Below are 24515 nucleotides of genomic sequence, written 5' to 3'. Positions count from 1 at the left end.
GGCTCACGGTTTGCTCAGGTCCACCAACGGTGTCTCCCGCACCTCGATTTTTTGATCGCCCTGGATGTCGTCGATGCGCTTGAGGGCCTTGTCCACGGCAACCTTGTCTGCCAGAAGGCTGTAGTGGATCTGGAATTGCTTGCGCTCTTTCGGTGCAATGGTCGGCACCAGGCCCAACGGACGCTGGTAGCGGCGGTTATAGGAGAAACTGGTGCCCGGCTCCAGGCCGGTCACATAGCCCTGGCCTTGGGTATCGGTGTTTTTCCACAGGGAAAAAACCGGAAGCGTCCCGGTGTTGAAGCCCACCGCAACGCCGAGGCTGCCGGCCTTGTTGTGCAATACGGTCAGCGTATCGCCCTTGGCGTCGGCGTATGGCACGACGTTATAGACCGTTTCATCGTAGTCCTTGGTGGGGGCTCGATAGGTTTGCCAGTCTTTCAGGTCGCCCTTGGCCTTGTCGTTGAATGGCGAGACTTGTTTGACCGGCGCTGCGAAGCGAGCACCCTGCTCCAGGAACGGGGTGCTGAAATTACTGTGGTAGAGCGCCTGGTATTCCTTTGGATAATCGCCATTGTTGGTCAGCGTGTCATTGAGCGAGAACGTCACGCTGCCGGGCTCAGTGACGAGTTCGGTCTGCACCGAGAAGTCGACTTTCTTGAACGCCTGCTCTTTCAGCTCGCCTCGCAGGGTGATCGCGTAGGGCGGTTTTTCGTCAATGTGCAGCGTGACCTTGTTCGCCGGGATATTGGCCGCGCGACCGTGCAATGTCAGCAGCTCTCCGTTATCCATACCCGGATGGCCGACCCATTCGTAGCCGCAACGGGTCACCAGCTCATTGAAACCTTCAAGCCAGCCCAGGCCGCCTCGCCCGTTGAGCTCGATGAATGCCGGGTTGACCACTTCCTTGACCGGCGAATCCCAGCCCATGCGCACATCACCAACCGAGGCTTGCAGCACACTCATGCCTCGAGTCGGGACGACTGAGAGCTTCAGGGAGCCGTTATCGATGTCGACAACGCTGACGCCTTCCTGGCGACCGCCGTGCAGGGTGCGCATCGTCACGGAAAACGGCTTGTCGGTCTTGACGCCCAACTGCTGGCTGGTGATTTGCCACGGCTGGGCGGCCTTGTCGGTATCGAGCAAAACGTAATCCCAAGCCATCGCATGGGAGGCAGCACCCAAGGCGCTGAGGGCAACGAGGAGTTTGAGCGAATTCATGAACGGAGCCTTTTCTTGGAGTTGTGCGGTTTTTATAGACTTGAAGAAACGTTTCAGCAAGCCAAAAAACAGCAACTAACCTAAAAAGGGCCTAAGCGGGAGAGTGGAGCTTTTGTGGGGGCGAGCTCGCTCGCGAACGCGATGGGTCAGGGTGAGATGAGGGTGGCCGGACTGCCGCATCGCGAGCAAGCTCGCTCCAGCAAAAAGTGCTGGAGGCGCTTGCTCGGTACGGAACGCCTCAGCGGAACCGATCAACCTCTTTGCGCAGGTCCTGCGCCAGGGTTTCCAGTTCCTTGGCGGTGATCGCCAGGTTGGAGACCACTTCGCGCTGCTCGGTGTTGGCCATGGCAATGCTTTGCAGGTTGCTGCTAAGCAGGGTCGCGGTGCTGCTCTGTTCCTGGGTGGCCGTGGTGATCGCAGAGAATTGCTGGCCGGCCGAGCGACTTTGTTCATCGATGCGCGCCAGGGCCGTGGCCACATTGGCGTTGCGCGACAAGCCTTCCTGCATCAGCAGGTTGCCCTTCTCCATCGTACTGATGGCATTGCCGGTTTCCTGCTGGATGCTGTTGATCATGCCGGAAATTTCATCAGTGGCCTGACGGGTACGCGACGCCAGGCTGCGCACTTCATCGGCCACCACGGCAAAACCACGGCCCTGCTCGCCCGCGCGGGCAGCTTCGATGGCGGCGTTCAGCGCCAGCAGGTTGGTTTGTTCCGCGATAGACGTAATCACGCCCACGATGCCGCCGATTTCCTGGGAACGCTGGCCCAGGGTGTTGATGACCGTAGCCGTACTGTTCAGCGCGCCAGCTATCTGCTCCAGGGATGATGAAGCTTCGTCCATGGACGTGCGACCAATCTGGGTTTGCTGTGCGTTCTCTTGGGCCAGGCGCTGGGTATTGCCCATGTTGTCGGCAATGTTCAGGGAGGTGGCGCTGAATTCTTCAACCGCGCCGGCCATGCTGGTGATCTCGCCGGACTGCTGCTCCATGCCTTCATAGGCACCGCTGGACAATCCGGACAGGGCCTGGGCACGGCTGTTGACCTCTTGCGAGGCTTTGCGGATGTGCTCGACCATCGTCGACAAGGCTTGGCTCATCTGGTTGAACGCGCGGGCCAGTTGGCCGATCTCGTCATGGCTCGACACGTTCAGGCGCACGCTCAAATCACCGGCACCCAATGCTTCGGCCTGACGCACCAGGTCGCCCAACGGGGCCAGTTTACTGCGCAGCAGCCACATCGCTGACCCAACGGCCAGCAGCATCGCCAGCAAGCTGCCGATAGCCAGTTGCGTACCGACACTCCAGGTCACGGCACTGATTTCAGCTTTCGGCATGCTCGCCACGACGGCCCACGGCCCGCCTTCGAACGGCACGGCGACGCTGTAGAACGCTTCTGCAGTGTCGTCCCAGAACGCCCCTTTACCTGGCTTCTTGACCAGGTTCGTGATGGTTACGGCAGCCTTGTCCAGCGCCTGCACGCCTGCTGGCGGCACCAGCCATTTGCTTTGCTCATCCAGCAAGGCCAGCGAACCGGTCTTGCCGATGCGGAAGCGCTTGAGGTTCTCGAACTGCGCGTTCTGCGCATCGGTGTAATCGAAGCCTACGTACAACACGGCAATGATCTTGCCACTGCTGTCGCGCACCGGCGTGTACTGCGACATATAGAAACGCCCGAACAGCAGCGCCCGGCCGATATAGCTCTGGCCACTGATCACCGGGCCATAAGCCGGGCCGGCGCGGTCGAGCACGGTGCCGATGGCCCGCGTGCCGTCCTGTTTGCTGACCGAAGTGCTGACCCGGATGAAATCGTCGCCGCTGCGCACGAAAATCGTGGCCACCCCGGCGGTCATCGTCTTGAAGTCATCGACTTCCTTGAAATTGTTGTTCAGCACTTCGCTGCCGAGGCTCAAGCCAGGGGTTTGTACGCCCGCCACAGCCACCGGTTGGTCAGGATGCACGCTCAGGCCCGCGCTGAAGCGCTTTTCGAACAGACCGGCCAGCCGCTGAGTGCTCTCGCGCAAAGTGCCATGGAACGTATTGAGCTGATCGGCCATCAGGCGAGCTTCGCTGGCCAGGTGCTCTTCACGGGTGGCAAGGTTGGCGGTGTCCAGCGAGCGCAAGGCGAAGACGGTACTGCCGGTGATCACTATCGCCAGTATCACAGCGAGGGCAAGGCCAAGCTGAGAGGCGATCCGGGCGCGAGGTTGAGACATGACGGCTCCTGGCCGAGAGACTGGGATCGTCCTGATCACGTCACGCGCTCGGCTATTTTTTGGGTGATGGGTGTAGGCAGTCCCTTTCTAATACGAAAGTACTACCTCCACACCTTCGGCGGCGAAACCAAATACTTGAGCGATTCGGGAGGATTAATATCAAGTGGCTAGCACTGGCACTGCAACGGTTCAGCCAAGACGCTTCACGTCGGGAAGCTGCATGGCCGTGACCTCGCTTTGCAAAAAATCGCTGAGCCGGCGCAAACGTTCACCACCGGGACGAGTCTTCGGCCAGACGAGGTAATAGTGCTCACCGCTGGCGACCGCAGTTGGCCACGGCAGGCTCAAGCGCCCCTGGGCGACGTCCTCGGCGACCATCAGCAAATCCCCCATGGACACGCCGTAGCCGCGCGCCGCAGCGATCATGCCCAGTTCCAGCGTGTCGAACACTTGCCCGCCCTTGAGCGAAACCTTGTCGGCCAACCCCATGCGCTGCAGCCAGTTGCGCCAGTCACGGCGATCCGGTGTGGGATGCAGCAGTTCGGCACTGGCCAACCGCGCCAGATCCCAAGGTTGGTCGTTCAACAGGTTCGGCGCGCCGACCGGAATCAGCTCCTCGGGGAATAACAGGCTGGCTTCCCAATCCGCCGGAAAATGCCCATTGCCCAGCAGTACCGCGCAATCGAAAGGCTCGGTATTGAAGTCCACCGAGTCGATGTCCATCCAGGCGCTGGTCAATTGCACCTCGTTGCCGGGCTGCAAGTGCCGAAAACGGCTCAGCCGCGCCAACAGCCAACGCATGGTCAGGGTCGAGGGTGCTTTCATGCGCAGGATGTCGTCTTCCCCGTGCAAGGTATGACAGGCGCGCTCCAGCGCCATGAACCCTTCTCGCACGCCCGGCAACAGCAAACGCGCCGACTCGGTCAACTGCACGTTGCGGCCGCTGCGCTGGAACAGCCGACAGGCGAAGTGATCCTCCAGCGTGCGGATGTGCCGGCTGACCGCGCTTTGCGTGATCGACAACTCTTCAGCAGCCCGGGTGAACGAGCTGTACCGCGCCGCCGCTTCGAATGCACGCAGCGCATAAAGAGGAGGAAGACGACGAGACATGGCGAAGCTCCATGAGGGTGATACCGGCACCCTAGCAGAATGTGCTCCAGCATGAGTTTTAATCATGCCAGCAATCGTATTTATCCTTTTGTGCAAACCTCCGCGAGCGCCGAGAATCGACGTTTTACTGCCTTGTTTGAACATGGAGCGTGATGATCATGCAGCATCCGGCGCGTACCGAACTCTGGGCCATCCTGCGGCTGGCGGGGCCGTTGATTGCCTCGCAGTTGGCGCACATGCTGATGGTGCTGACCGACACCCTGATGATGGCGCGCCTGAGTCCCGAAGCCCTGGCCGGCGGCGGCCTCGGGGCGGCCACTTATTCGTTCGTATCGATTTTCTGCATCGGCGTGATCGCGGCGGTGGGTACATTGGTCGCGATTCGCCAAGGCGCCGGCGATATTGAAGGGGCCACCCGGCTGACCCAGGCCGGATTATGGCTGGCCTGGTTGATGGCGCTGGTGGCGGGTTTGCTGCTGTGGAACCTCAAGCCGGTGCTGCTGATGTTCGGCCAGACCGAAACCAACGTGCTGTCCGCCGGCCAGTTCCTGCTGGCGCTGCCGTTCGCCCTGCCCGGCTACTTGAGCTTCATGGCGTTGCGCGGCTTCACCAGTGCCATCGGCCGGGCCACACCGGTCATGGTGATCAGCCTCGGCGGCACGGTGGCCAACTTCCTGCTCAACTACGCGCTGATTACCGGCATGTTCGGCCTGCCAAGGCTCGGCTTGATGGGAATCGGCCTGGTAACGGCCATCGTCGCCAACTGCATGGCCCTGGCGCTCGCCTGGCACATCCATCGCCACTCGGCCTACCGTGCCTATCCATTGCTCAAAGGCCTGTCGCGGCCCAATCGCCAGTACCTCAAGGAGCTGTGGCGCCTGGGCCTGCCGATTGGCGGCACCTACGCGGTCGAAGTCGGTTTGTTCGCGTTCGCCGCGCTGTGCATGGGCACAATGGGCAGCACGCAATTGGCGGCGCACCAGATCGCTCTGCAGATCGTCTCGGTGGCGTTCATGGTCCCGGCGGGTATGTCCTACGCCATCACCATGCGCATCGGCCAGCACTACGGCGCCGGACAGTTGCCAATGGCGCGCCTGGCCGGGCGAGTCGGGATCGGCTTTGGCGCGGCCGTCATGCTGGCCTTTGCCATGGTGTTCTGGCTGTTGCCGAACCAGCTGATTGGCCTGTTCCTGGACCACAACGACCCGGCCTTCCGAGCGGTCATCGACCTGGCGGTCAGCCTGCTGGCCGTGGCGGCGTGGTTCGAGCTGTTCGACGGCGCGCAAACCATTGCCATGGGCTGTATCCGTGGTTTGAAGGATGCCAAGACCACGTTCCTGGTGGGTTTGGGTTGCTATTGGCTGATCGGCGCACCGGCCGCCTGGTGGATGGCCTTTCATCTGCATTGGGGACCGACCGGCGTTTGGTGGGGCCTGGCCCTGGGGCTGGCCTGCGCGGCGGTGAGCCTGACGTTGGCGTTCGAGTGGAAGATGAAGCGGATGATGCGCAGTGAGCCTGGGCAGCAGGATTTCGAGGCCATCCAGGCCAAGTGAAATCCAACGAAGATTGCTTCAGCTTCCGGCTTCCTGGACTGCCTGGCCACCTTCGAACGTCAGGTACTCGACCAATTCGGGTAACGGCAACGGTTTGCTGATCAAGAAACCCTGCACCTGATCGCAACCGAAACCCCGGAGCAAGTCCAGTTGCTCCGGGGTTTCGACGCCTTCGGCCACCACCTCCAGGTTGAGGTTATGGGCCAGGTTGATCATCGCGTGCACCAGTTTGCGATTCTCTTCGCGCTGTTCCATGCCGCCGACGAAGCTCTTGTCGATCTTGAGCAAGGCAATGGGCAGGCTATTGAGGTGCACGAACGAGGAGAACCCGGTACCGAAGTCGTCCAAGGAAAAACGCACCCCCAAGCGACCCAGGGCGTCCATGGTCTGCTTGACCAGGTCGCTGCGGCGCATGACCGCGGTTTCGGTGAGTTCGAACTCCAGCCACTGGGCCTCGACGCCCCGCTCGGCGATCAATCGGCTGAGGGTCGGCAACAGCTGGCTGTCCTGGAACTGTCGGAACGACAGGTTTATCGCCATGTGCAACGGCGCCAATCCTCGCTCGCGCAGCGCCTGCATGTCCCGCAACGCCCGGGAGATCACCCAGTAGCCCAACGGCACGATCAAGCCGCTCTGCTCGGCCAGCGGCACGAACTCGCTCGGCGGTAATAATCCGCGCTCACCATGACGCCAGCGCACCAGGGCCTCAAGACCTACGATCGTCCCGTCCGCAAGATTCAACCGGGGTTGGTAATGCAACTCCAGCTCGTCGCGGCGCAGCGCCCGGCGCAACTCGCTTTCCAGATCGGCGAGGCTGCGGGCATTGCGGTTGATGCGCTCGTTGAAGATATGAAAGGTGCAGCCTTGCGTGCTCTTGGCCTGTTGCATGGCGATATGGGCATGCCACATCAATGGGTCCGCACCGGCCTGTGCGCGGGCGTGGGCGATACCCAGGCTGCAACCGATCAACAGGCTTTCGCCGTCCACCCAATAGGGTTCCGCCATGGCTTCGGTGATGCGCTCGGCCATCCACTCCGCTCGCTGAGGCGCGCGACGGGTGTCGATCAGCAAGGCGAACTCGTCGCTGCCCAGCCGCGCCAGTTGATCCCCGGCCTCAAGCGACCCCTTGAGACGCGAGACCACTTGCAGGATCAGACGGTCGCCGGCCTGGTGGCCGAGTGCGTCGTTGGCGTGACGGAAATTGTCGAGGTCCAGATGCCCCAGCGCCAGGCCACGGCCTTCGTTTTCAGCCAGGCGTGCCGCCAGCAAGGTCTGGAAGCCCTGGCGGTTGGCGATGCCCGTCAGCGGATCCTGCGCGGCAAGCCGTTGTAGGGTATTTTCCAGCACGCCACGCTCTCGCACGTGTCGCAGGCAACGACGCAACGTCGCCTCATCCAGCACATCACGCACCAGCCAATCGCTGACACCGTCCGGAGAGGTCGAAGGCTCGTGCTCAAGCAAGAGGACCGTTGGCAGACGGCAGCGACCGGGCGCGGGCTGCAAGCTCGCCACAGTCAGCAGCACCGCGTTGCGGTTGTCTTCAAACAGGCTGCTGACCGACTCCCAGCTCGGGGCGCTGATCAACACGACCGAGGGCCCCATGGGCGCCAGGCACTTGCGCAATACCGCTGACCACTCAGGCGTTTCGGCCAACAACAGCAAACGCAAGGGTTCGACAGGCGTAGACAAGCTGACTCCCTAGACTCTGCAAGGTGGTAGGCGCGGGGCATTATGACTCGCCAATGGGCAATCACCAATGCCAATGGTTCTCAAACACAAGCTTTTAACGTTTTTCACAACTGTAAAACGAACGTTAGACCTAAATCCCGTCCGCATCCTGAGCGAAAGTAACAAAAGCGGCAAATAGAGATGACGTTCAGCGTCACAAGTCGGACAGAGCAGCACAATTCTGCGAGCCTGTTAAAATGCCGGCCCATTTCGCAAACGACTCCCTGAACCCTGTCATGTCCCGACTCAATCCCCGGCAGCAAGAAGCCGTGAACTATGTCGGCGGCCCTCTTTTGGTGCTCGCCGGTGCAGGCTCCGGCAAGACCAGCGTGATCACTCGCAAGATCGCGCACCTGATCCAGAATTGTGGCATCCGCGCCCAGTACATCGTCGCCATGACGTTCACCAACAAGGCCGCCCGGGAAATGAAGGAGCGGGTCGGTGGCCTGTTGCGCGCCGGCGAAGGCCGCGGCCTGACGGTCTGCACCTTCCACAACCTGGGCCTGAACATCATCCGCAAGGAACACGCGCGACTGGGCTACAAACCGGGCTTCTCGATTTTCGACGAGACTGACGTCAAGGCCTTGATGACGGACATCATGCAGAAGGAATACTCGGGCGACGACGGCGTCGACGAGATCAAGAACATGATCGGGTCCTGGAAAAATGACTTGATCCTGCCGCCCGAAGCCCTGGAGAACGCCCGCAACCCCAAGGAACAGACCGCCGCCATCGTCTACGCCCACTACCAGCGCACCCTCAAGGCGTTCAACGCGGTGGACTTCGACGATCTCATCCTGTTGCCGGTCAAGCTGTTCCAGGATCACGCCGACATCCTCGAGAAATGGCAGAACAAAGTCCGCTACCTGCTGGTGGACGAATACCAGGACACCAACGCCAGCCAGTATTTGCTGGTGAAGCTGCTGATCGGTAAGCGCAACCAGTTCACCGTGGTAGGCGACGATGACCAGTCGATCTATGCCTGGCGCGGCGCACGTCCGGAAAACCTGATGCTGCTCAAGGACGACTATCCGTCGCTCAAAGTGGTAATGCTGGAGCAGAACTACCGCTCCACCAGCCGCATCCTGCGCTGCGCCAACGTGCTGATCTCCAACAACCCCCACGAATTCGAAAAGCAGCTGTGGAGCGAAATGGGCCACGGCGACGAGATCCGCGTGATCCGTTGCCGCAACGAAGACGCCGAAGCCGAGCGCGTGGCCATGGAAATCCTCAGCCTGCACCTGCGTACCGACCGGCCATACAGCGACTTTGCGATCCTGTACCGCGGCAACTACCAGGCCAAGCTGATCGAGCTGAAATTGCAGCATCACCAGATTCCCTATCGCCTGTCGGGGGGCAACAGCTTCTTCGGACGCCAGGAAGTGAAGGACCTGATGGCCTACTTCCGCCTGATCGTAAACCCGGACGACGACAACGCCTTCCTGCGGGTCATCAACGTACCGCGCCGGGAAATCGGTTCGACCACCCTGGAAAAGCTCGGCAACTACGCCACCGAGCGCAAGATCTCGATGTACGCCGCCACCGACGAAATCGGCTTGGGCGAACATCTGGACAGCCGCTTCACCGACCGCCTGGCGCGCTTCAAGCGCTTCATGGACAAGGTCCGCGAACAGTGCGCCGGGGAAGATCCGATTTCAGCGCTGCGCAGCATGGTCATGGACATTGACTACGAGAACTGGCTGCGCACCAACAGCTCCAGCGACAAGGCCGCCGACTACCGCATGAGCAACGTCTGGTTTTTGATCGAGGCGTTGAAGAACACTTTGGAAAAAGACGAAGACGGCGACATGACCGTCGAAGACGCCATCGGCAAATTGGTGCTGCGGGACATGCTCGAGCGCCAGCAGGAAGAGGAAGAAGGCGCTGAAGGCGTGCAGATGATGACCCTTCACGCGTCCAAGGGCCTGGAATTCCCTTACGTGTTCATCATGGGCATGGAAGAGGAAATCCTGCCGCACCGTTCCAGCATCGAGGCCGACACCATCGAAGAAGAACGGCGCCTGGCCTATGTCGGGATTACCCGGGCACGCCAGACGCTGGCCTTCACCTTTGCCGCCAAGCGCAAGCAGTACGGCGAAGTGATCGACTGCGCGCCGAGCCGCTTTCTCGATGAGCTGCCGCCGGACGACCTCGCCTGGGAAGGCAACGACGACACGCCGACGGAAGTCAAAGTCGTTCGCGGCAACAGTGCCCTGGCGGATATACGCGCGATGTTGAAGCGCTAGAATCGATTATTTTTCACTGACTTCAGGCGCTGACGCGTCATCAGAGGAGGCTTCATGGAAGCCCTGCAGCAGAAAATTCGTGAACAAGGCATCGTGCTTTCCGATCAGGTCCTGAAAGTCGACGCTTTCCTGAACCACCAGATCGACCCGCAATTGATGAAGCTGATCGGCGACGAATTTGCCGCGCTGTTCAAGGATTCGGGCATCACCAAGATCGTCACCATCGAAGCCTCGGGCATTGCCCCGGCGATCATGACCGGCCTGAACCTCGGCGTACCGGTAATCTTTGCTCGCAAGCAGCACTCCCTGACCCTGACGGAGAACCTGCTCTCGGCCACCGTGTACTCATTCACCAAGAGAACCGAAAGCACGGTAGCCATCAGCCCGCGGCACCTGACCAGCAGCGACCGCGTGCTGATCATCGATGACTTCCTGGCCAACGGCAAAGCCTCCCAGGCGTTGATTTCCATCATCAAACAGGCCGGCGCGACCGTCGCCGGACTGGGCATCGTGATCGAGAAATCGTTTCAGGGAGGCCGCGCGGAACTCGATGCCCAAGGCTATCGCGTCGAGTCCCTGGCGCGGGTGAAATCGCTGGCGGGTGGGGTCGTGACCTTTATCGAATAATCCCTGGTGACTGAACGGTCGCCTTGAGCCCCGCAAGCAACAAGCGCTGGGACAGCTCCTCCTTCAGGCCCTCAGGGTTCGTCAACTGCATCCGCTCCAGATGCCCGGCATACTCCCATGGCTCCGGCGCATCGAGCGCGGCTTTGCCCAGTTCCAGGATTTCGGTGAGCTTGAACTTGCTTTTAAGCCAGTTCAGCGCCCGCAGCAAATCGCGCTCCAGCCCATCGAAATCGCAGCCCAACGGGTACTCCGGAAACAGATTCGGATGCCGCGCCTGGATCGCCTGCAAACGCTCCGACGTGTTGTCGGCGAAACGCGGATCGAGACGAAAGTCCTTCGGCAGTTTGCCGGCGCTTTGTGCCTGCTCGATCAGCCCAGGCTGGAAGCGGGAATCGCTGATGTTCAGCAACGCTTCGATCACGGCGGCGTCGGTCTTGCCGCGCAGGTCGGCGATGCCGTACTCGGTCACCACGATGTCTCGCAGGTGCCGGGGGATTGTGCAGTGGCCGTACTCCCAGACGATGTTCGAACTGACCACGCCCCCGGATTCGCGCCAGCTGCGCAAGAGCAGGATCGAGCGGGCCCCTTCCAGCGCATGCCCCTGGGCAACGAAGTTGTACTGGCCGCCCACACCACTGAGCACCCGCCCGTCCTCCAACTGGTCAGCCACTGCGGCGCCCATGAGCGTCATGGTGAAGACGGTGTTGATGAAACGCGCATCGAGTCGCTGCAAGCGCTTGAGTTGCTCTTGGCCGTACAGCTCGTTGATGTAGCTGATGCGGGTCATGTTGAATTCGAAGCGCCGGCTCTGCGGCAGTTCGCGCAAGCGCTCATAGAAGCTGCTCGGGCCGAGGAAAAACCCGCCATGAATGCAAATGCCGTCAGGTTGCGCCGCCTCGTCGAGAGTCCCTGCGTTGGCCTGTTCCTGGGTCGGTTCGTCGGGATAGACCTTGCGCCGGATGATCCCGGCCTCCGCCAACACCAGCAGGCCGTTGACGAACATTTCGCTGCAACCGTACAACCCCTTGGCAAACGGCTCGACCCCACCCTCGCGCTCGATCAACTGCGCCCACTGGCTCAGGTTCACGTCCGCCAGCAGGGCCTGGTATCCGGCGTTATCAGCCTGACGCGCCAGCAATGCCGCCGTCAGCGCATCGCCCATCGAGCCGATGCCGATCTGCAGCGTACCGCCGTCGCGCACCAGAGTGCTGGCGTGCAGGCCGATCAAATGATCCTGGAACCCCACCGGCATGTTCGGCGTGGAGAACAGCGTGTGGCTGTCCTTTTCATCGATCAGCAGGTCGAAGCCGTCGATGCCGATTTCCGCGTCGCCCGGCATGTAGGGCAAATCGCTGTGGACCTGACCCACCATGAGAATGGTTTCCCCCGCCTCGCGCCGCTTGGCGATCATTGGCAAGAGGTCCAGGGTAATGTCCGGGTTGCAGCTCAGGCTCAGGCGATCCGGATGCTCCGGGTCGCTGGCCACCAGCTGCGCGATCAGGTTCAGGCCAGCCGCGTTGATGTCCCGGGCCGCGTGGCTGTAGTTGCTGCTGACGTAGTCCTGCTGGGCGGATGCACTGTGCAACAGACTGCCCGGTTGCATGAAGAACTGCTGGACGCGGACGTTCGCCGGCAGGCTGTCGCGCTGCAGGTCGGCAAGGTAATCGAGCTCGGGATAGTCGCCGAAGACCCGTTCGACAAAGGGCTCGAGGAAGCGCTTCTGCAACCCGTCGCCCAGGTTCGGCCGGCCCAGGCTCAGCGCCGTATAGATGGTCAGCTGCCGCTCGGGCAGTTGCGCGATGCGCCGGTACAGCGCGTTGGCGAACAGATTGGGCTTGCCCAGCCCGAGGGGCATGCCGAGGTGGATATGCGCGGGAAGGCGCTCGAGCACATCATCCACCGCCTGTTCGATTGAACACAACTGAACCATCCGACCCTCCGGGACATTCCATGAATGTGGGTTGGACCGAGCTTGCCGGGTCTTGGTTGCGATGAACAGCCTGGAAAAAAGACCCAGGCGCAAAAAAGCCGCTCGTAAGCGGCTTTTTCGTGAAAGATCCCGGAGGGTTACAGACCGGACATCTCTTTGATAGCACCCTTGAGTTCTTCATCGGTGCAATCGGCGCAGGTGCCTTTAGGCGGCATGGCGTTCACGCCGGTGATGGCCTTGGCCAAAATGCCGTCGAGGCCGCCTTGATGGTCGGCACGCTCTTTCCAGGCCGCCTTGTCACCGACTTTCGGCGCGCCCAGCAGGCCGGTACCGTGGCAAGCATTGCAGTGTTTGGCGATGACGTCCTTCGGCGCCTTGGCACCGCCAGCCCCACCCGCCGAAGCCACGACCTCCATACCCTTGCATTCCTTGCCCTGAACGCAAACCTGGCCAACGGGTTCGAGGCGCTTGGCGATTTCGTCGTTGGGCGCCGCTTGAGCGCTCGCAGCCCATAGGGCCAATACGGTTGCTGGTGCAGCCAGCATTTTCATAATTAGGTTCACGCGTACACCCTCAATGGTGGCTAGTCACGCCTGCGGCCACGGTTTGCAGGCGGGCGCAAGTATAGCGGTAAGCCTGTCACTCTGAAACAACCCCAAAGTCGCAAGGGTCTTGTTCGTCACGACAGCCCAACGTGCGGGCGCCTTTGCCATCCGGGCTTGGCGCCTCTTCGATTAGAAATTGGCCGGTGTGGCTGCGCTGATCAGTCGCGCCGGCGCATCGAACGGATTGCGAAAACGGTGAGGCTTGGTGCTTTCAAAATAGTAGCTGTCGCCTGCCTCGAGCACGAAAGTTTCGGCACCAACCACCAGCTCCAGCCGACCTTCCACCAGAATCCCGGTTTCCTCGCCTTCATGGGTGAGCATCTCGTCACCGGTGTCGGCGCCTGGCGGATAGATTTCGTTCAAAAAGGCAATCGCCCGGCTTGGATGTGCCCTGCCCACCAATTTCATGGTCACGGCGCCGTCGGAGATGTCGATCAGTTCGTTGGCTTTATAGACGATCTGGGTCGGTTTCTCCTGGAGGATCTCTTCGGAGAAAAACTCGACCATGGACATGGGAATCCCGCCAAGGACCTTGCGCAGCGAGCTGATCGAGGGGCTCACGCTGTTTTTCTCGATCATCGAAATGGTGCTGTTGGTGACGCCCGCGCGCTTGGCGAGTTCACGCTGGGAAAGGCCTTTGAGTTTACGAATGGATTGCAGTCGTTCACCGACGTCCAATGCTGGAGCCTCCAGGGAATCAGGTTGTGTGGAAAGTGAGCGTTATCATGGCGACAGCGTTCAGTATTTACAACACCTTGGCCCGAATCCTGTGCGGCGAAGCGACTTTCGGTAGGCTGCGTTTTGCCTCAGGTCCCGGAATAGAGCCGTGGCACCCGTCGCAGGTTGCAGAAAATCTGATAGGGAATGGTGTCGGCGGCCTTCGCGACATCGCTGGCGAGGATGTTTTTGCCCCACAGCTCCACGGTCGAGCCAAGCCCGGCCTGGGGAATATGGGTCAGGTCCACGCACAGCATGTCCATCGACACTCGTCCGACCAGTTGGCTGCGCTGGCCATCCACCAGGACCGGCGTACCGTTCGGCGCCTGGCGCGGGTAGCCGTCGGCATAGCCCATGGCAACCACGCCGACCCGGGTCGGTTGCGCCGTCACAAAGCGAGCACCGTAGCCCACCGGCTCGCCGGCGGGAAGCTCGCGCACGCTGATGATCCTCGATTCCAGTGTCATGACCGGTTGCAGGCGCGAAGCCACGGCATTGGCCTCCTCGAACGGCGTCGCACCGTACAGCATGATGCCTGGCCTTACCCAATCGCTTGGTATTTGCGGCCAACCCAGAACCGCCGGCGAATTGCGCAGGCTGACCTCGGCCGCCAAGCCCTGGCGGGTCTGCTCGAACACTGCCAGTTGTTGCAGGCTGCTGGGGTCATGCAGCTCGTCAGCGCGGGCGAAGTGGCTCATCAGTACGATCTTCGCCACCTTGCCGCTCGCCAACAGGCGACGATACGCCGCCTGATAGTCGGTCGGGTGCAATCCAACCCTATGCATTCCCGAATCGAGCTTGAGCCAGACCGTGATCGGCGCGCCCGATGTTGCGCGTTCAATCGCTTCGAGCTGCCACAACGAATGCACCACGCACCAGAAATCGTGCTCAACGATCAATGGCAGTTCATCGGCCTCGAAGAATCCCTCCAACAGCAGGATCGGCCCGGCAATCCCACCGGCCCGCAGCTCCAGGGCTTCTTCGATGCAGGCCACGGCGAACCCGTCGGCCGTTTCCTGCAAGGCCTCGGCGCAGCGCACCGCGCCATGCCCATAGGCGTCCGCCTTGATCACCGCAAGGGCCTTGGCCCCGGTAACTTCGCGGGCCAGTTGGTAGTTGTGACGCAAGGCTTGTAGATCAATCAGGGCGCGGGCAGGACGCATGGCGGCAGGCTTCTAGGCGGTCATGAATTAAAAAACCGGCGCGGGCTGGCAGGGTGGACCACCCACAGCGCCGGGAGAGGGATCGTTTGGCCGGTATTAAGGCAGCGCAGCCACGACGGACAGCTCCACCAGGATCTCTGGCTCACACAGCTTGGCCTCCACCGTGGCCCGGGCCGGGGCGACGCCTTTGGGTAACCATTGGTCCCACACCGCGTTCATCCCTGCAAAGTGGGCGTCGATGTCCTTCAGGTAAATGGTCACCGACAACAGTTGGCTCTTGTCAGTCCCAGCCAGGTCAAGCAGACGCTCGATATTGGCCAGCGTCTCGCGGGTTTGCTGCTCGATACCGGCGCTCATGTCGTCGCCGACCTGTCCGGCCAGGTAAACGGTGCCGTTGTGCAGGACGACCTGACTCATGCGGTCATTGGTGAGCTGGCGCTGGATTGCCATGTTTCGCGGACTCCTGAGGTTTGCTGCCATAACGGGAAATATCGAGGCCTTCGGCGCTGATCTGCGGCTTTTTCTTCGCCATCAGATCCGCCAGCAAGCGACCGGAACCGCACGCCATGGTCCATCCGAGGGTGCCGTGGCCGGTATTGAGGAACAGGTTCTTGAACGGTGTGGCGCCGACGATCGGCGTGCCGTCCGGGGTGGTCGGACGCAGGCCGGTCCAGAAGCTGGCCTGGGCCAGATCGCCGCCCAGAGGATAAAGGTCGTTGACGATCATCTCCAGGGTTTCACGCCGGCGCGGATTGAGCGAGAGGTCAAAACCAGCAATTTCCGCCATGCCGCCCACCCGAATGCGGTTGTCGAAACGGGTGATAGCGACCTTGTAGGTTTCGTCGAGAATGGTCGAGGTCGGTGCCATCGCCGGGTCGGTGATCGGCACGGTCAGCGAATACCCCTTGAGCGGGTATACCGGCGCACGAATACCCAGCGGCTTGAGCAATTGCGGCGAGTAGCTGCCCAGGGCGAGGACGTAACGGTCGGCGGTTTCCAGCTTGCCGTCGATCCAGACGCCGTTGATGCGATCACCGGCAAAATCCAGGCGCTCGATGTTCTGGTCGAAGCGGAACTGCACGCCGAGCTTCACAGCCATTTCCGCCAGGCGCGTGGTAAACATCTGGCAATCGCCGGTCTGATCGTTAGGGAGGCGCAAAGCACCGGCCAGAATGTCGGTGACGTTGGCGAGGGCCGGTTCGACCCGGGCGATACCTTCACGATCGAGCACTTCGAACGGCACGCCGGACTCTTTCAGCACGGAAATATCTTTTGCCGCGCCATCGAGCTGGGCCTGGGTGCGGAACAACTGCGTAGTCCCGAGGCTACGGCCTTCGTAGGCGATGCCGGTTTCGGCACGCAGTTCGTCGAGGCAGTCGCGGCTGTACTCGGACAGGCGGACCATGCGCTCCTTGTTGATCGCATAACGATTGGCGGTGCAGTTGCGCAGCATCTGCGCCATCCACAGGTATTGGTCGATGTCGGCGGTGGCCTTGATCGCCAGCGGCGCGTGCCGCTGCAACAGCCATTTGATCGCCTTGAGCGGCACGCCCGGCGCGGCCCACGGCGAGGCGTAACCCGGCGATACCTGGCCGGCGTTGGCGAAACTGGTTTCCATGGCAGGCGCCGGCTGACGGTCGACCACCACTACTTCAAACCCGGCACGGGCCAGATAGTAAGCACTGACGGTACCGATGACGCCGCTACCCAAGACCAGAACGCGCATGTTGAAGCCCTCATCGCGGATAACCGCTGACGTTCGTTATACAAAGCCGTAATGAGCGCAGTGTAAAAAAGATCAGGCAGTGCTTTTCACTATATAAATGCCTATATTTGGCGAGAATTCTCGGCAAAAACCCTTTTCACGGAGGCGCATCACCTGTGCGTACCAATACCCAGACCAAACGCGAGCTGGACAAGATCGACCGCAATATCCTGCGCATCCTCCAGGCGGACGGGCGAATCTCCTTCACCGAGTTGGGCGAGAAGGTCGGCCTCTCCACCACGCCCTGTACCGAGCGGGTGCGACGCCTTGAGCGCGAAGGGATCATCATGGGCTACAACGCCCGGCTCAACCCGCAGCACTTGAAGGGTAGCTTGCTGGTGTTCGTCGAGATCAGCCTGGACTACAAGTCTGGCGATACTTTCGAAGAGTTCCGACGCGCAGTGCTGAAGCTGCCTCACGTGCTGGAATGTCACTTGGTGTCGGGGGATTTTGATTATCTGGTTAAAGCGCGGATTTCCGAAATGGCCTCGTACCGCAAGCTGCTGGGCGACATCCTGCTCAAGTTGCCCCACGTTCGAGAGTCCAAGAGCTACATCGTGATGGAGGAAGTGAAGGAGAGCCTGAACCTGCCGATTCCGGACTGAGCGCGTCTAGACCAACACCTGCCGGGTGCTCGCCATGTATTCGTGGATCTGCTTCTCGATCCGCGGATGAATCAATTCCACCGGCCTGCGCCCATTGGGGCACGGCAAGGTCGCCGTAGTGCCGAACAGCCGGCAGATCAAGGGTCGCTCGTCGTACACCGTGCAACCGTTCGGCCCCAGGTGCACACAGTCGAGCGCTTCCATGGCGGCGTCCTGTTCGGCGCGGGTCTTGCGCGGCAGGCGAGCCATTTCCTCAGGCGAGGTGGTCACCGGTCCGCAACAGTCATGGCAGCCCGGCACGCACTCGAACGTAGGAATCTGCTGACGTAGCGTGCGGATTTTTTGACTGTTGCAGCTCATCGAGGCGTTACCGAGTCGGGACAGCCCTGGATTCTGCCTTAAAAGCCACAGGCCAGACAGCGCCAGGCGACCGGTGTTGCCCACGATCGAATCCACGGCTTATGCTCCGTAAAATTTCTCAAACACAACAATCAGGATTACGCACATGAACGCCCGTGTTCAGCAACCTGCCCCGAACCACGCGCACGCCGCCTCTTACTACGCCGCCAGCAGCCTGCCGCAACCGGACCATCCGGTGCTGCAAGGCGAGTTGGTGGCGGATGTCTGCGTGGTGGGCGGCGGGTTTTCCGGGTTGAACACCGCGATCGAATTGGCCGAACGCGGCATGAGCGTTGTCCTGCTGGAAGCACACAAGATCGGCTGGGGCGCCAGCGGGCGCAACGGCGGCCAGCTGATTCGCGGTGTGGGCCATGGCCTCGATCAGTTCGCCCCGGTCGTTGGCGCCGACGGCGTCCGCCAAATGAAACTGATGGGGCTTGAAGCGGTGGAAATCGTCCGCCAACGAGTCGAGCGCTTTCAGATTGCCTGCGACCTCACCTGGGGTTACTGCGACCTCGCCAACAAACCCGACGACTTGCAAGGCTTCGCCGAAGAGGCCGAGGAACTGCGCAGCCTGGGTTATCGCTACGAAACCCGACTGCTGCGAGCCGATGAAATGCACAGCGTGGTGGGCTCGGATCGCTACGTTGGCGGCCTGATCGACATGGGCTCGGGTCACCTGCATCCGCTTAATCTGGCGTTGGGCGAAGCGGCCGCGGCGCAGCAATTGGGCGCCCGGCTGTTCGAACGATCGGCCGTCGTACGCATCGACTATGGTCCGCAGGTCAACGTGCACACCGAGCAAGGCTCGGTCCGCGCCAAGACGCTGGTGCTGGGCTGCAACGCCTACCTCAACGGCTTGAACCCGCAACTGAGTGGCAAAGTGTTGCCCGCCGGCAGCTACATCATTGCCACCGAACCCTTGAGCGAAGCCCAGGCACAGGCGCTATTGCCGCAAAACATGGCGGTCTGCGACCAGCGGGTAGCCCTGGATTACTACCGGCTTTCGGCAGACCGCCGCTTGTTGTTCGGCGGCGCCTGTCACTATTCCGGTCGCGACCCGCAGGACATTGGCGCTTATATGCGTCCGAAGATGCTCAAGGTATTCCCGCAACTGGCGGACGTGAAGATCGACTACCAATGGGGCGGGATGATCGGCATCGGCGCCAACCGTTTGCCGCAGATTGGCCGGTTGAAGGATCAACCGAATGTGTATTACGCCCAGGCCTACTCCGGCCACGGCGTAAACGCCACACACCTTGCCGGCAAGTTATTGGCCGAGGCCATCAGCGGGCAGCAAGGCGGGGGATTCGACTTGTTTGCCCAAGTGCCGCACATGACCTTTCCTGGCGGCAAGTACCTGCGCTCCCCTTTGTTGGCACTGGGGATGTTGTGGCATCGGCTGAAAGAACTGGTTTAACCAAAAACCGTGGCGAGGGAGCAAAGCTCCTCGCCACAGGGTTTCGTACTCATTTTTCATCTAGCTTCAAAGCCGCCAGAACGGCTTGAGGCCTTCTGCCCGGGCCTGCTCCCGGGTCAGCCCGATGTCTTGCAACTGTTCGGGTGTGAGCTCCAACAAGGCTTTGCGTGTATGCAGGCGATGCCAGAACAGGCCCCAGCGACTCAGGCCGGACGGAGCATTGCGCAACATTGCCTCACGCAGCCCCTTTTCCTGCCCTGCCACCAGTTCCTGACTGTGTAACGTCAGCCGCACATCGCTCAAGCCGTTCATTTTTGATCGCTCCTGTTTACTTGGGTAGCCAGAGCTTTCATGATGCGCGGACAGACAAAAGCAATACAGATTCAAAGAATGTCTTTTATAAGCATACAGAACCGACATTTTTACGACTGAATTGTAATTTTGTGCCCCATCTGTATCGGTTCCGTCTTCTATTTCATCGGGATTGCACCATGACCCTCTACGTGAACCTCGCCGAACTGCTCGGTACTCGCATCGAACAGGGCTTCTACCGCCCAGGCGACCGGCTGCCGTCGGTGCGCGCCTTGAGCACGGAACATGGAGTCAGCCTGAGCACCGTCCAGCAGGCCTATCGCGTGCTGGAGGACAGCGGGCTAGCGACGCCGAAACCCAAATCTGGCTATTTCGTCCCGGTCAGCCGCGAATTGCCGGACCTGCCGGCGATAGGTCGTCCGGCCCAGCGTCCGGTGGACATCTCCCAATGGGACCAGGTCCTGGAACTGATACGCGCCGTACCGCGCAAGGACGTGGTGCAACTCGGGCGCGGCATGCCCGACATCCATTCACCGACGCTTAAACCGTTGCTACGCAGCCTGGCGCAGATCAGTCGACGGCAAGACATGCCCGGCCTGTATTACGACAATATCTATGGCAATCTCGAGTTACGTGAACAGATCGCCCGGCTGTCCCTGGACTCCGGCTGCCAGCTGGGCGCCAACGACCTGATCGTCACCACCGGCTGTCACGAAGCATTGTCAGTGAGCGTACGCGCCACTTGCGAACAGGGCGATATCGTCGCAGTGGATTCGCCAAGCTTTCACGGCGCCATGCAAACATTGAAGGGCCTGGGCATGAAAGCCCTGGAAATTCCCACCGACCCGCTCACCGGTATCAGCCTGGAAGCATTGGAGCTGGCACTGGAGCAATGGCCGATCAAGGCCATACAGTTGACGCCCAGCTGCAATAACCCGCTGGGCTACATCATGCCCGAGGCCAACAAGCGCGCCCTGCTGACCCTGGCGCAACGCTTCGATGTGGCGATTATCGAAGACGATGTGTATGGCGAATTGGCCTACACGTACCCCCGTCCGCGCACGATCAAATCCTTCGACGATGACGGCCGCGTCCTGCTCTGCAGTTCTTTTTCCAAGACCCTTGCACCGGGCCTTCGAATTGGCTGGGTTGCACCGGGTCGATACTTGGAGCGGGTGCTGCACATGAAATACATCAGCACCGGCTCCACCGCCCCGCAACCGCAGATTGCAATCGCGGAGTTTCTCAAGGGTGGGCATTTCGAACCCCATCTGCGCCGCATGCGCACCCAATACCAGCGCAATCGCGACGTCATGATGGATTGGGTCAGCCGCTATTTTCCCCAAGGCACCCGCGCGAGCAGACCCCGGGGCAGCTTCATGCTCTGGGTCGAATTACCCGAGGGTTTCGATACGCTGAAGCTCAATCGCCTGCTCCATGACCAGGGTGTGCAGATCGCTGTCGGCAGCATCTTTTCGGCGTCAGGCAAATACCGCAATTGCCTGCGCATGAACTACGCCGCCAGGCCGACCCCGCAAATTGAAGAAGCCGTGCGCAAGGTAGGGGCCGCGGCTATCAGGTTGCTGGACGACACCCCTGCACTTTCATGAATGTCGTTCAGCCCGGCGTCTTGGATGATTTGGCGCGTCACCCCGTCTGACAGACCACGTCGGCGCTGTCATAGGGTCCTGAAGACACTGGCAAGCGTCCAGTGTCCAGCTCCAGGCTGCAAGCACGGTCATCGGGCAGCATCACCCGCAGCTGAACCACGGCAGGCGCGTCGTCAAGATACACCAGGCCCGTATCGACTACCGTGGTCAGGTACTGACTGTGCTGGTCATACACGCCAAAGCCCTTGGTCACCGGCGCCCCGTCCTCGGTGCGAATATTCAGCATCAGGCGACGTACCGAGCCAGCCTGGAAGTCGAGCCGTGGCACCGCTCCGCGTGCGACCTGTACTTCCTGAAAACCGTTGGGGACATCAAGGTTGCGCGGCAGGCTCGTCGTGTCGATTTCAACCCGACTGACCCGGTAGGCGGGCAAACTGGACGCCACCGCGCGACCCGCGGCGTCGGTCCAGACGGGACCGTGGGGCGTGCCGATCTTGACCCCCGCGTCATCGCCGACCTTGATCAGGCCAAAGGTGTCTCGCAACGGATAAGGCGAAGGCGTCACGCCGTCCTCGTGCAAGGCCAATCCACCACGCAGGGCCATATCATAATGGCGGCCCCCAGCGTCGCCGCGAGAGAAGCCGAGATCAATGCTGGTGTAACGGGGCAAGCCGCTGAGCCTGGCGTTGAGATCGTCTCGACCAGTGGCCGAGCGGTCGACGCCGATGCTGTAGCCCAGGCCATCGCTGACCTGCTCTGCGTAACGGGCTCCGGTACGCAGCCCTCGGACATCATCCTGGCGGGCAAAAGTGCTGATCCTTCGGTTGCGCCCCAAGGGCAAGCTGAGGTTGGCGGACACACCGGTGTTGCGTGTTTGTCCGACCCGATCATGTTGTGCGCTCAATGATAAAGTCGTCCTGTCGAATGTTTGCGACCAGGCTGTGCTGATCCGTGCAGCATCCCGCCCCGCGACCCCGGAATAGCGCGTCAGCGATCCGCTGAGCGCTCCCCATCGCGGATCCGCGTGTCTCAAGGAAATTGCCCAATGACGCTCTGCCCAGGCGAGCCGATCATCGGCCCTGGAGGTCAGCCCCGTCTCTGCCAGATGCTGGAAACCTTTACTGCGTCGCCCCGTGGTCAACCCGACGGACAGCCCCTCCCCCAAAACCGTACTGACCGCCGCCTGCAAGTCGTGTCCCTGGGTACCCCGGGCCGTTCTCGAACCCAGCTGCTGGAACCGCGCGGTCATGTTCCGCGTCAGTGCCTGGTCAATTCCCCAACCCACGGAGCGATATTCGTCAGCGCCCATCAGCCCCGCGCTCAGCTGCGTTATCGGCCCCAACCGCCAGTCCCGGCTCAGGGCAAGAAATGACGGCGTATCGCGCCCATCCTGGTTGAGTCGCCGTACCTTACCGGCCGCCAGCGCATAACTGGGCATGGCTCCCAGGCTCACGGGACGCAGATTGGCTGCGGGCACTCGGAAATCGCGGCGCTCGCCATTTTCTTCCAGAACGCTGACCTCCAGATCCAGACGCTCGCTGAGCAGCGGCAAATCGTTCAGAGTGAAAGGCCCGGCGGGGACCAGCGTGTTATAGATCACCACGCCGCTCTGCCGGACTTCAATTCGTGCTGTCGAGTAGGCCAACCCCTGCACCAACGCCCCGCTGCCCAGGCCGTTTGCGACCTGCGACAGCGCCGTTTCAGGCAAGATCTGCACGCCTAGAAACGGTTCTCCCGCAAACAACGCTGAACGCATATTCAATTGGCCCAATTGAACCTGCGCTCCGTAGCGCTCCCACGTCTTTGACGCCTGGGTGTACAGCGTTTCGAAGCGCGCCACCCCATCAAACGAGGTGTAGTTCTGGCGACTGCGCACCACCCAATCACCGGCGTTGAATCCCAACTCGGTGCCTAAGCTGCGGTACTGGCTGGATTGCCCGTCGGCGGTACCCGCCACCATCAGCGCATCGTAATTGAGGACCCCGGCCATCCCGCCCGAAGTCCAGGCTTTCGGCTGGGTCGCCGGCGCAAGCAACCAATCGGTGGGTACCAGCAGGCGGACCAGGTTCTGCCCCGGTTCAAGCCATACCTGAGCGCCGGCCAGCCCTTCGGCGATCGGCAAGCACTGTGTTTCTACAGACTCAGGATACAAGCCTGATGGTGCGGCTATCCCCGCCCGCTCAAGCAGGCTCGCATCCAGGCACGGCTGTCCTGACTCATCAAAAATGGCCGATGCTTGCACCGCCGAGGCCCCGTTGACGCTCAAGGAAATCCGATTGCGTCCAGCCGGAAATCGCGGTGCATGGCGAAAATACTCGGCAATCTGTGGATCGACTCCCCGAGCCTTCAGTACCGAACGATCGAACCCGGCATAGGCCTGGGCCATGCTTTCGGCTTGTATCGCCCCAAGCAGGGCCATGCCGACGGCCAGGCGCAAACAGGCCTCAAGATGCACTATTGCAAACTCAAATGTGCGTCGTAACTGTCAGTTGCAAATCCGTAGGTGGTTGCCGGAACCAGCCGGACGTGAGTACCCAGGCCTGAAGTCGTGCTCAGGGTCAGTGTCTCTCCGGGCAGAATATAAGTGCGTCCCAGGTCCAGCATCGCACCACCGGGAACCAGGCTCACCGAGCGAGCCAGCCGGACCACATACGGGCTGGGATTGTTCACGCGGACCATGCCACCCTTGGCGCTCCAGACCAGCCGCCGCCAGGGTGCTCGATCTACCGCGAGCCCGGCCGGGCGAAGAATTACCGGGATGTTCTGCCGCACGCCCATGGTGATCTGCGCACCACTGGCCGCCGGACGCGACTGGATACCCTCGAACACCACGCGCTTGAGCCGCTCCGTCTTCAGGGGAACGGCACTGTGCAGGATAAAACGCACTTGCTGGCTCTGGCCCGGTTCGACCCGGGCCACTGGCGGACTCACTACCAGCAAGTGCTCTTCATCCTCTGGAAGATGAATGACCGAGCTATGCAGCAATGCCGGCTGAGCATCGGTGTTCCTGACAGTCAATGTCGCCTCGCCCTTGCCTTCGTCGACGATCACGACTGGCGTTTCCGGGACCATTCCGGCTCCCTGGGCGCTTTGGACGGTAAATGCCAGGCACAGCACCGCGACCGCGCCGAGCATCGGTGAAGGTGTTGGAAAAAGCATGGGAATCTCCAGAGGGCATCGGTCAGGCCAGCAGTACAAACGGCTTCGCCTAGACCCCGCCGTCTCGCAGGAGCGTGGCCCTTTCAGGCGAACAGGCGGTTTTCAGGCGCCTGTCACGCTCCGTCATATGTCA

The 24515-nt window shown here is 61.2% G+C and carries 20 protein-coding genes; 6 read left to right on the top strand and 14 right to left on the bottom strand.

Annotation, left to right across the window (positions count from 1 at the left end; translation table 11 throughout):
• Positions 1 to 3 precede the first annotated feature (3 nt).
• The 3 genes from HU742_RS00275 to HU742_RS00265 all read right to left on the bottom strand — a co-directional run bounded on the left by HU742_RS00275 (position 4) and on the right by HU742_RS00265 (position 4543).
• The gene (locus HU742_RS00275; RefSeq protein ID WP_186643398.1) at positions 4 to 1218 is read right to left on the bottom strand and encodes an aldose 1-epimerase family protein; all 1215 of its coding nucleotides are present in this window, start codon (positions 1216 to 1218) and stop codon (positions 4 to 6) included.
• A 238-nt stretch (positions 1219 to 1456) separates the two neighbouring features.
• The gene (locus tag HU742_RS00270; RefSeq protein ID WP_186633725.1) at positions 1457 to 3433 is read right to left on the bottom strand and encodes a methyl-accepting chemotaxis protein; all 1977 of its coding nucleotides are present in this window, start codon (positions 3431 to 3433) and stop codon (positions 1457 to 1459) included.
• 189 nt (positions 3434 to 3622) lie between these two features.
• On the bottom strand, positions 3623 to 4543 hold the full coding sequence (locus HU742_RS00265) for a LysR substrate-binding domain-containing protein (RefSeq protein ID WP_186643397.1): 921 nt from the start codon (positions 4541 to 4543) through the stop codon (positions 3623 to 3625).
• A 158-nt stretch (positions 4544 to 4701) separates the two neighbouring features.
• On the opposite strand from HU742_RS00265, the gene HU742_RS00260 reads away from it, so the two are divergent.
• Positions 4702 to 6096: a NorM family multidrug efflux MATE transporter gene (locus HU742_RS00260; RefSeq protein WP_186634445.1), complete on the top strand. Its 1395-nt coding sequence runs from the start codon at positions 4702 to 4704 to the stop codon at positions 6094 to 6096.
• 18 nt (positions 6097 to 6114) lie between these two features.
• Here the strand turns inward: HU742_RS00260 and HU742_RS00255 are convergent, their stop codons facing one another.
• Positions 6115 to 7785: a putative bifunctional diguanylate cyclase/phosphodiesterase gene (locus HU742_RS00255; RefSeq protein ID WP_186643396.1), complete on the bottom strand. Its 1671-nt coding sequence runs from the start codon at positions 7783 to 7785 to the stop codon at positions 6115 to 6117.
• A gap of 275 nt (positions 7786 to 8060) precedes the next feature.
• On the opposite strand from HU742_RS00255, the gene rep reads away from it, so the two are divergent.
• On the top strand, positions 8061 to 10070 hold the full coding sequence (gene rep, locus HU742_RS00250; protein WP_186633716.1) for a DNA helicase Rep: 2010 nt from the start codon (positions 8061 to 8063) through the stop codon (positions 10068 to 10070).
• 54 nt (positions 10071 to 10124) lie between these two features.
• Positions 10125 to 10697: a xanthine phosphoribosyltransferase gene (locus HU742_RS00245; protein ID WP_186612685.1), complete on the top strand. Its 573-nt coding sequence runs from the start codon at positions 10125 to 10127 to the stop codon at positions 10695 to 10697.
• Here the strand turns inward: HU742_RS00245 and HU742_RS00240 are convergent.
• From HU742_RS00240 to dadA, 6 genes are all read right to left on the bottom strand, one after another.
• Positions 10687 to 12627: an acetyl-CoA hydrolase/transferase C-terminal domain-containing protein gene (locus HU742_RS00240; protein WP_186633713.1), complete on the bottom strand. Its 1941-nt coding sequence runs from the start codon at positions 12625 to 12627 to the stop codon at positions 10687 to 10689. The genes HU742_RS00245 and HU742_RS00240 overlap by 11 nt on opposite strands.
• A 137-nt stretch (positions 12628 to 12764) precedes the next feature.
• A complete protein-coding gene (locus tag HU742_RS00235; protein ID WP_186634442.1) occupies positions 12765 to 13178 on the bottom strand; it encodes a c-type cytochrome in 414 nt (137 codons plus the stop codon).
• Positions 13179 to 13361: 183 nt separating this feature from the next.
• Positions 13362 to 13910, bottom strand: coding sequence for a cupin domain-containing protein (locus tag HU742_RS00230; RefSeq protein ID WP_047226150.1), 549 nt, complete (start codon positions 13908 to 13910; stop codon positions 13362 to 13364).
• A gap of 128 nt (positions 13911 to 14038) precedes the next feature.
• The gene (gene alr / locus HU742_RS00225; protein ID WP_186643395.1) at positions 14039 to 15112 is read right to left on the bottom strand and encodes an alanine racemase; all 1074 of its coding nucleotides are present in this window, start codon (positions 15110 to 15112) and stop codon (positions 14039 to 14041) included.
• Positions 15113 to 15208: 96 nt separating this feature from the next.
• Positions 15209 to 15562, bottom strand: coding sequence for a RidA family protein (locus HU742_RS00220; RefSeq protein WP_186643394.1), 354 nt, complete (start codon positions 15560 to 15562; stop codon positions 15209 to 15211).
• Positions 15534 to 16838, bottom strand: coding sequence for a D-amino acid dehydrogenase (gene dadA, locus HU742_RS00215; RefSeq protein WP_186633708.1), 1305 nt, complete (start codon positions 16836 to 16838; stop codon positions 15534 to 15536). The genes HU742_RS00220 and dadA overlap by 29 nt, the downstream gene beginning before the upstream one ends.
• 155 nt (positions 16839 to 16993) lie before the next feature.
• Between dadA and HU742_RS00210 the strand changes: the two genes are divergently transcribed.
• Entirely contained in the window at positions 16994 to 17482 is a 489-nt protein-coding gene (locus HU742_RS00210) for an Lrp/AsnC ligand binding domain-containing protein (RefSeq protein ID WP_003206849.1), read from the top strand.
• Positions 17483 to 17488: 6 nt separating this feature from the next.
• Here HU742_RS00210 and HU742_RS00205 read toward each other — a convergent pair whose 3' ends face one another.
• Complete coding sequence (locus tag HU742_RS00205) at positions 17489 to 17842, bottom strand: YkgJ family cysteine cluster protein (protein ID WP_186612826.1); 354 nt, start codon at positions 17840 to 17842, stop codon at positions 17489 to 17491.
• Positions 17843 to 17987: 145 nt separating this feature from the next.
• On the opposite strand from HU742_RS00205, the gene HU742_RS00200 reads away from it, so the two are divergent.
• A complete protein-coding gene (locus HU742_RS00200) occupies positions 17988 to 19301 on the top strand; it encodes an NAD(P)/FAD-dependent oxidoreductase (protein ID WP_186643393.1) in 1314 nt (437 codons plus the stop codon).
• A gap of 66 nt (positions 19302 to 19367) precedes the next feature.
• Here HU742_RS00200 and HU742_RS00195 read toward each other — a convergent pair whose 3' ends face one another.
• Positions 19368 to 19613, bottom strand: coding sequence for a DUF1127 domain-containing protein (locus HU742_RS00195; protein WP_186612674.1), 246 nt, complete (start codon positions 19611 to 19613; stop codon positions 19368 to 19370).
• A gap of 179 nt (positions 19614 to 19792) precedes the next feature.
• Between HU742_RS00195 and HU742_RS00190 the strand changes: the two genes are divergently transcribed.
• A complete protein-coding gene (locus HU742_RS00190) occupies positions 19793 to 21223 on the top strand; it encodes an aminotransferase-like domain-containing protein (RefSeq protein WP_186643392.1) in 1431 nt (476 codons plus the stop codon).
• A gap of 37 nt (positions 21224 to 21260) precedes the next feature.
• Here HU742_RS00190 and HU742_RS00185 read toward each other — a convergent pair whose 3' ends face one another.
• On the bottom strand, positions 21261 to 23660 hold the full coding sequence (locus HU742_RS00185) for a fimbria/pilus outer membrane usher protein (protein ID WP_225923541.1): 2400 nt from the start codon (positions 23658 to 23660) through the stop codon (positions 21261 to 21263).
• Between the two features lie 17 nt (positions 23661 to 23677).
• Positions 23678 to 24382, bottom strand: a complete 705-nt coding sequence (locus tag HU742_RS00180; protein WP_217828364.1) for a fimbria/pilus chaperone family protein — start codon at positions 24380 to 24382, stop codon at positions 23678 to 23680.
• Positions 24383 to 24515 lie beyond the last annotated feature (133 nt).

The organism is Pseudomonas marvdashtae, from assembly GCF_014268655.2.
Taxonomy (GTDB): domain Bacteria; phylum Pseudomonadota; class Gammaproteobacteria; order Pseudomonadales; family Pseudomonadaceae; genus Aquipseudomonas; species Aquipseudomonas marvdashtae.
Note: the sequence above shows the minus strand (reverse complement) of the source record. Positions and strands in the feature narration are given on the sequence as shown.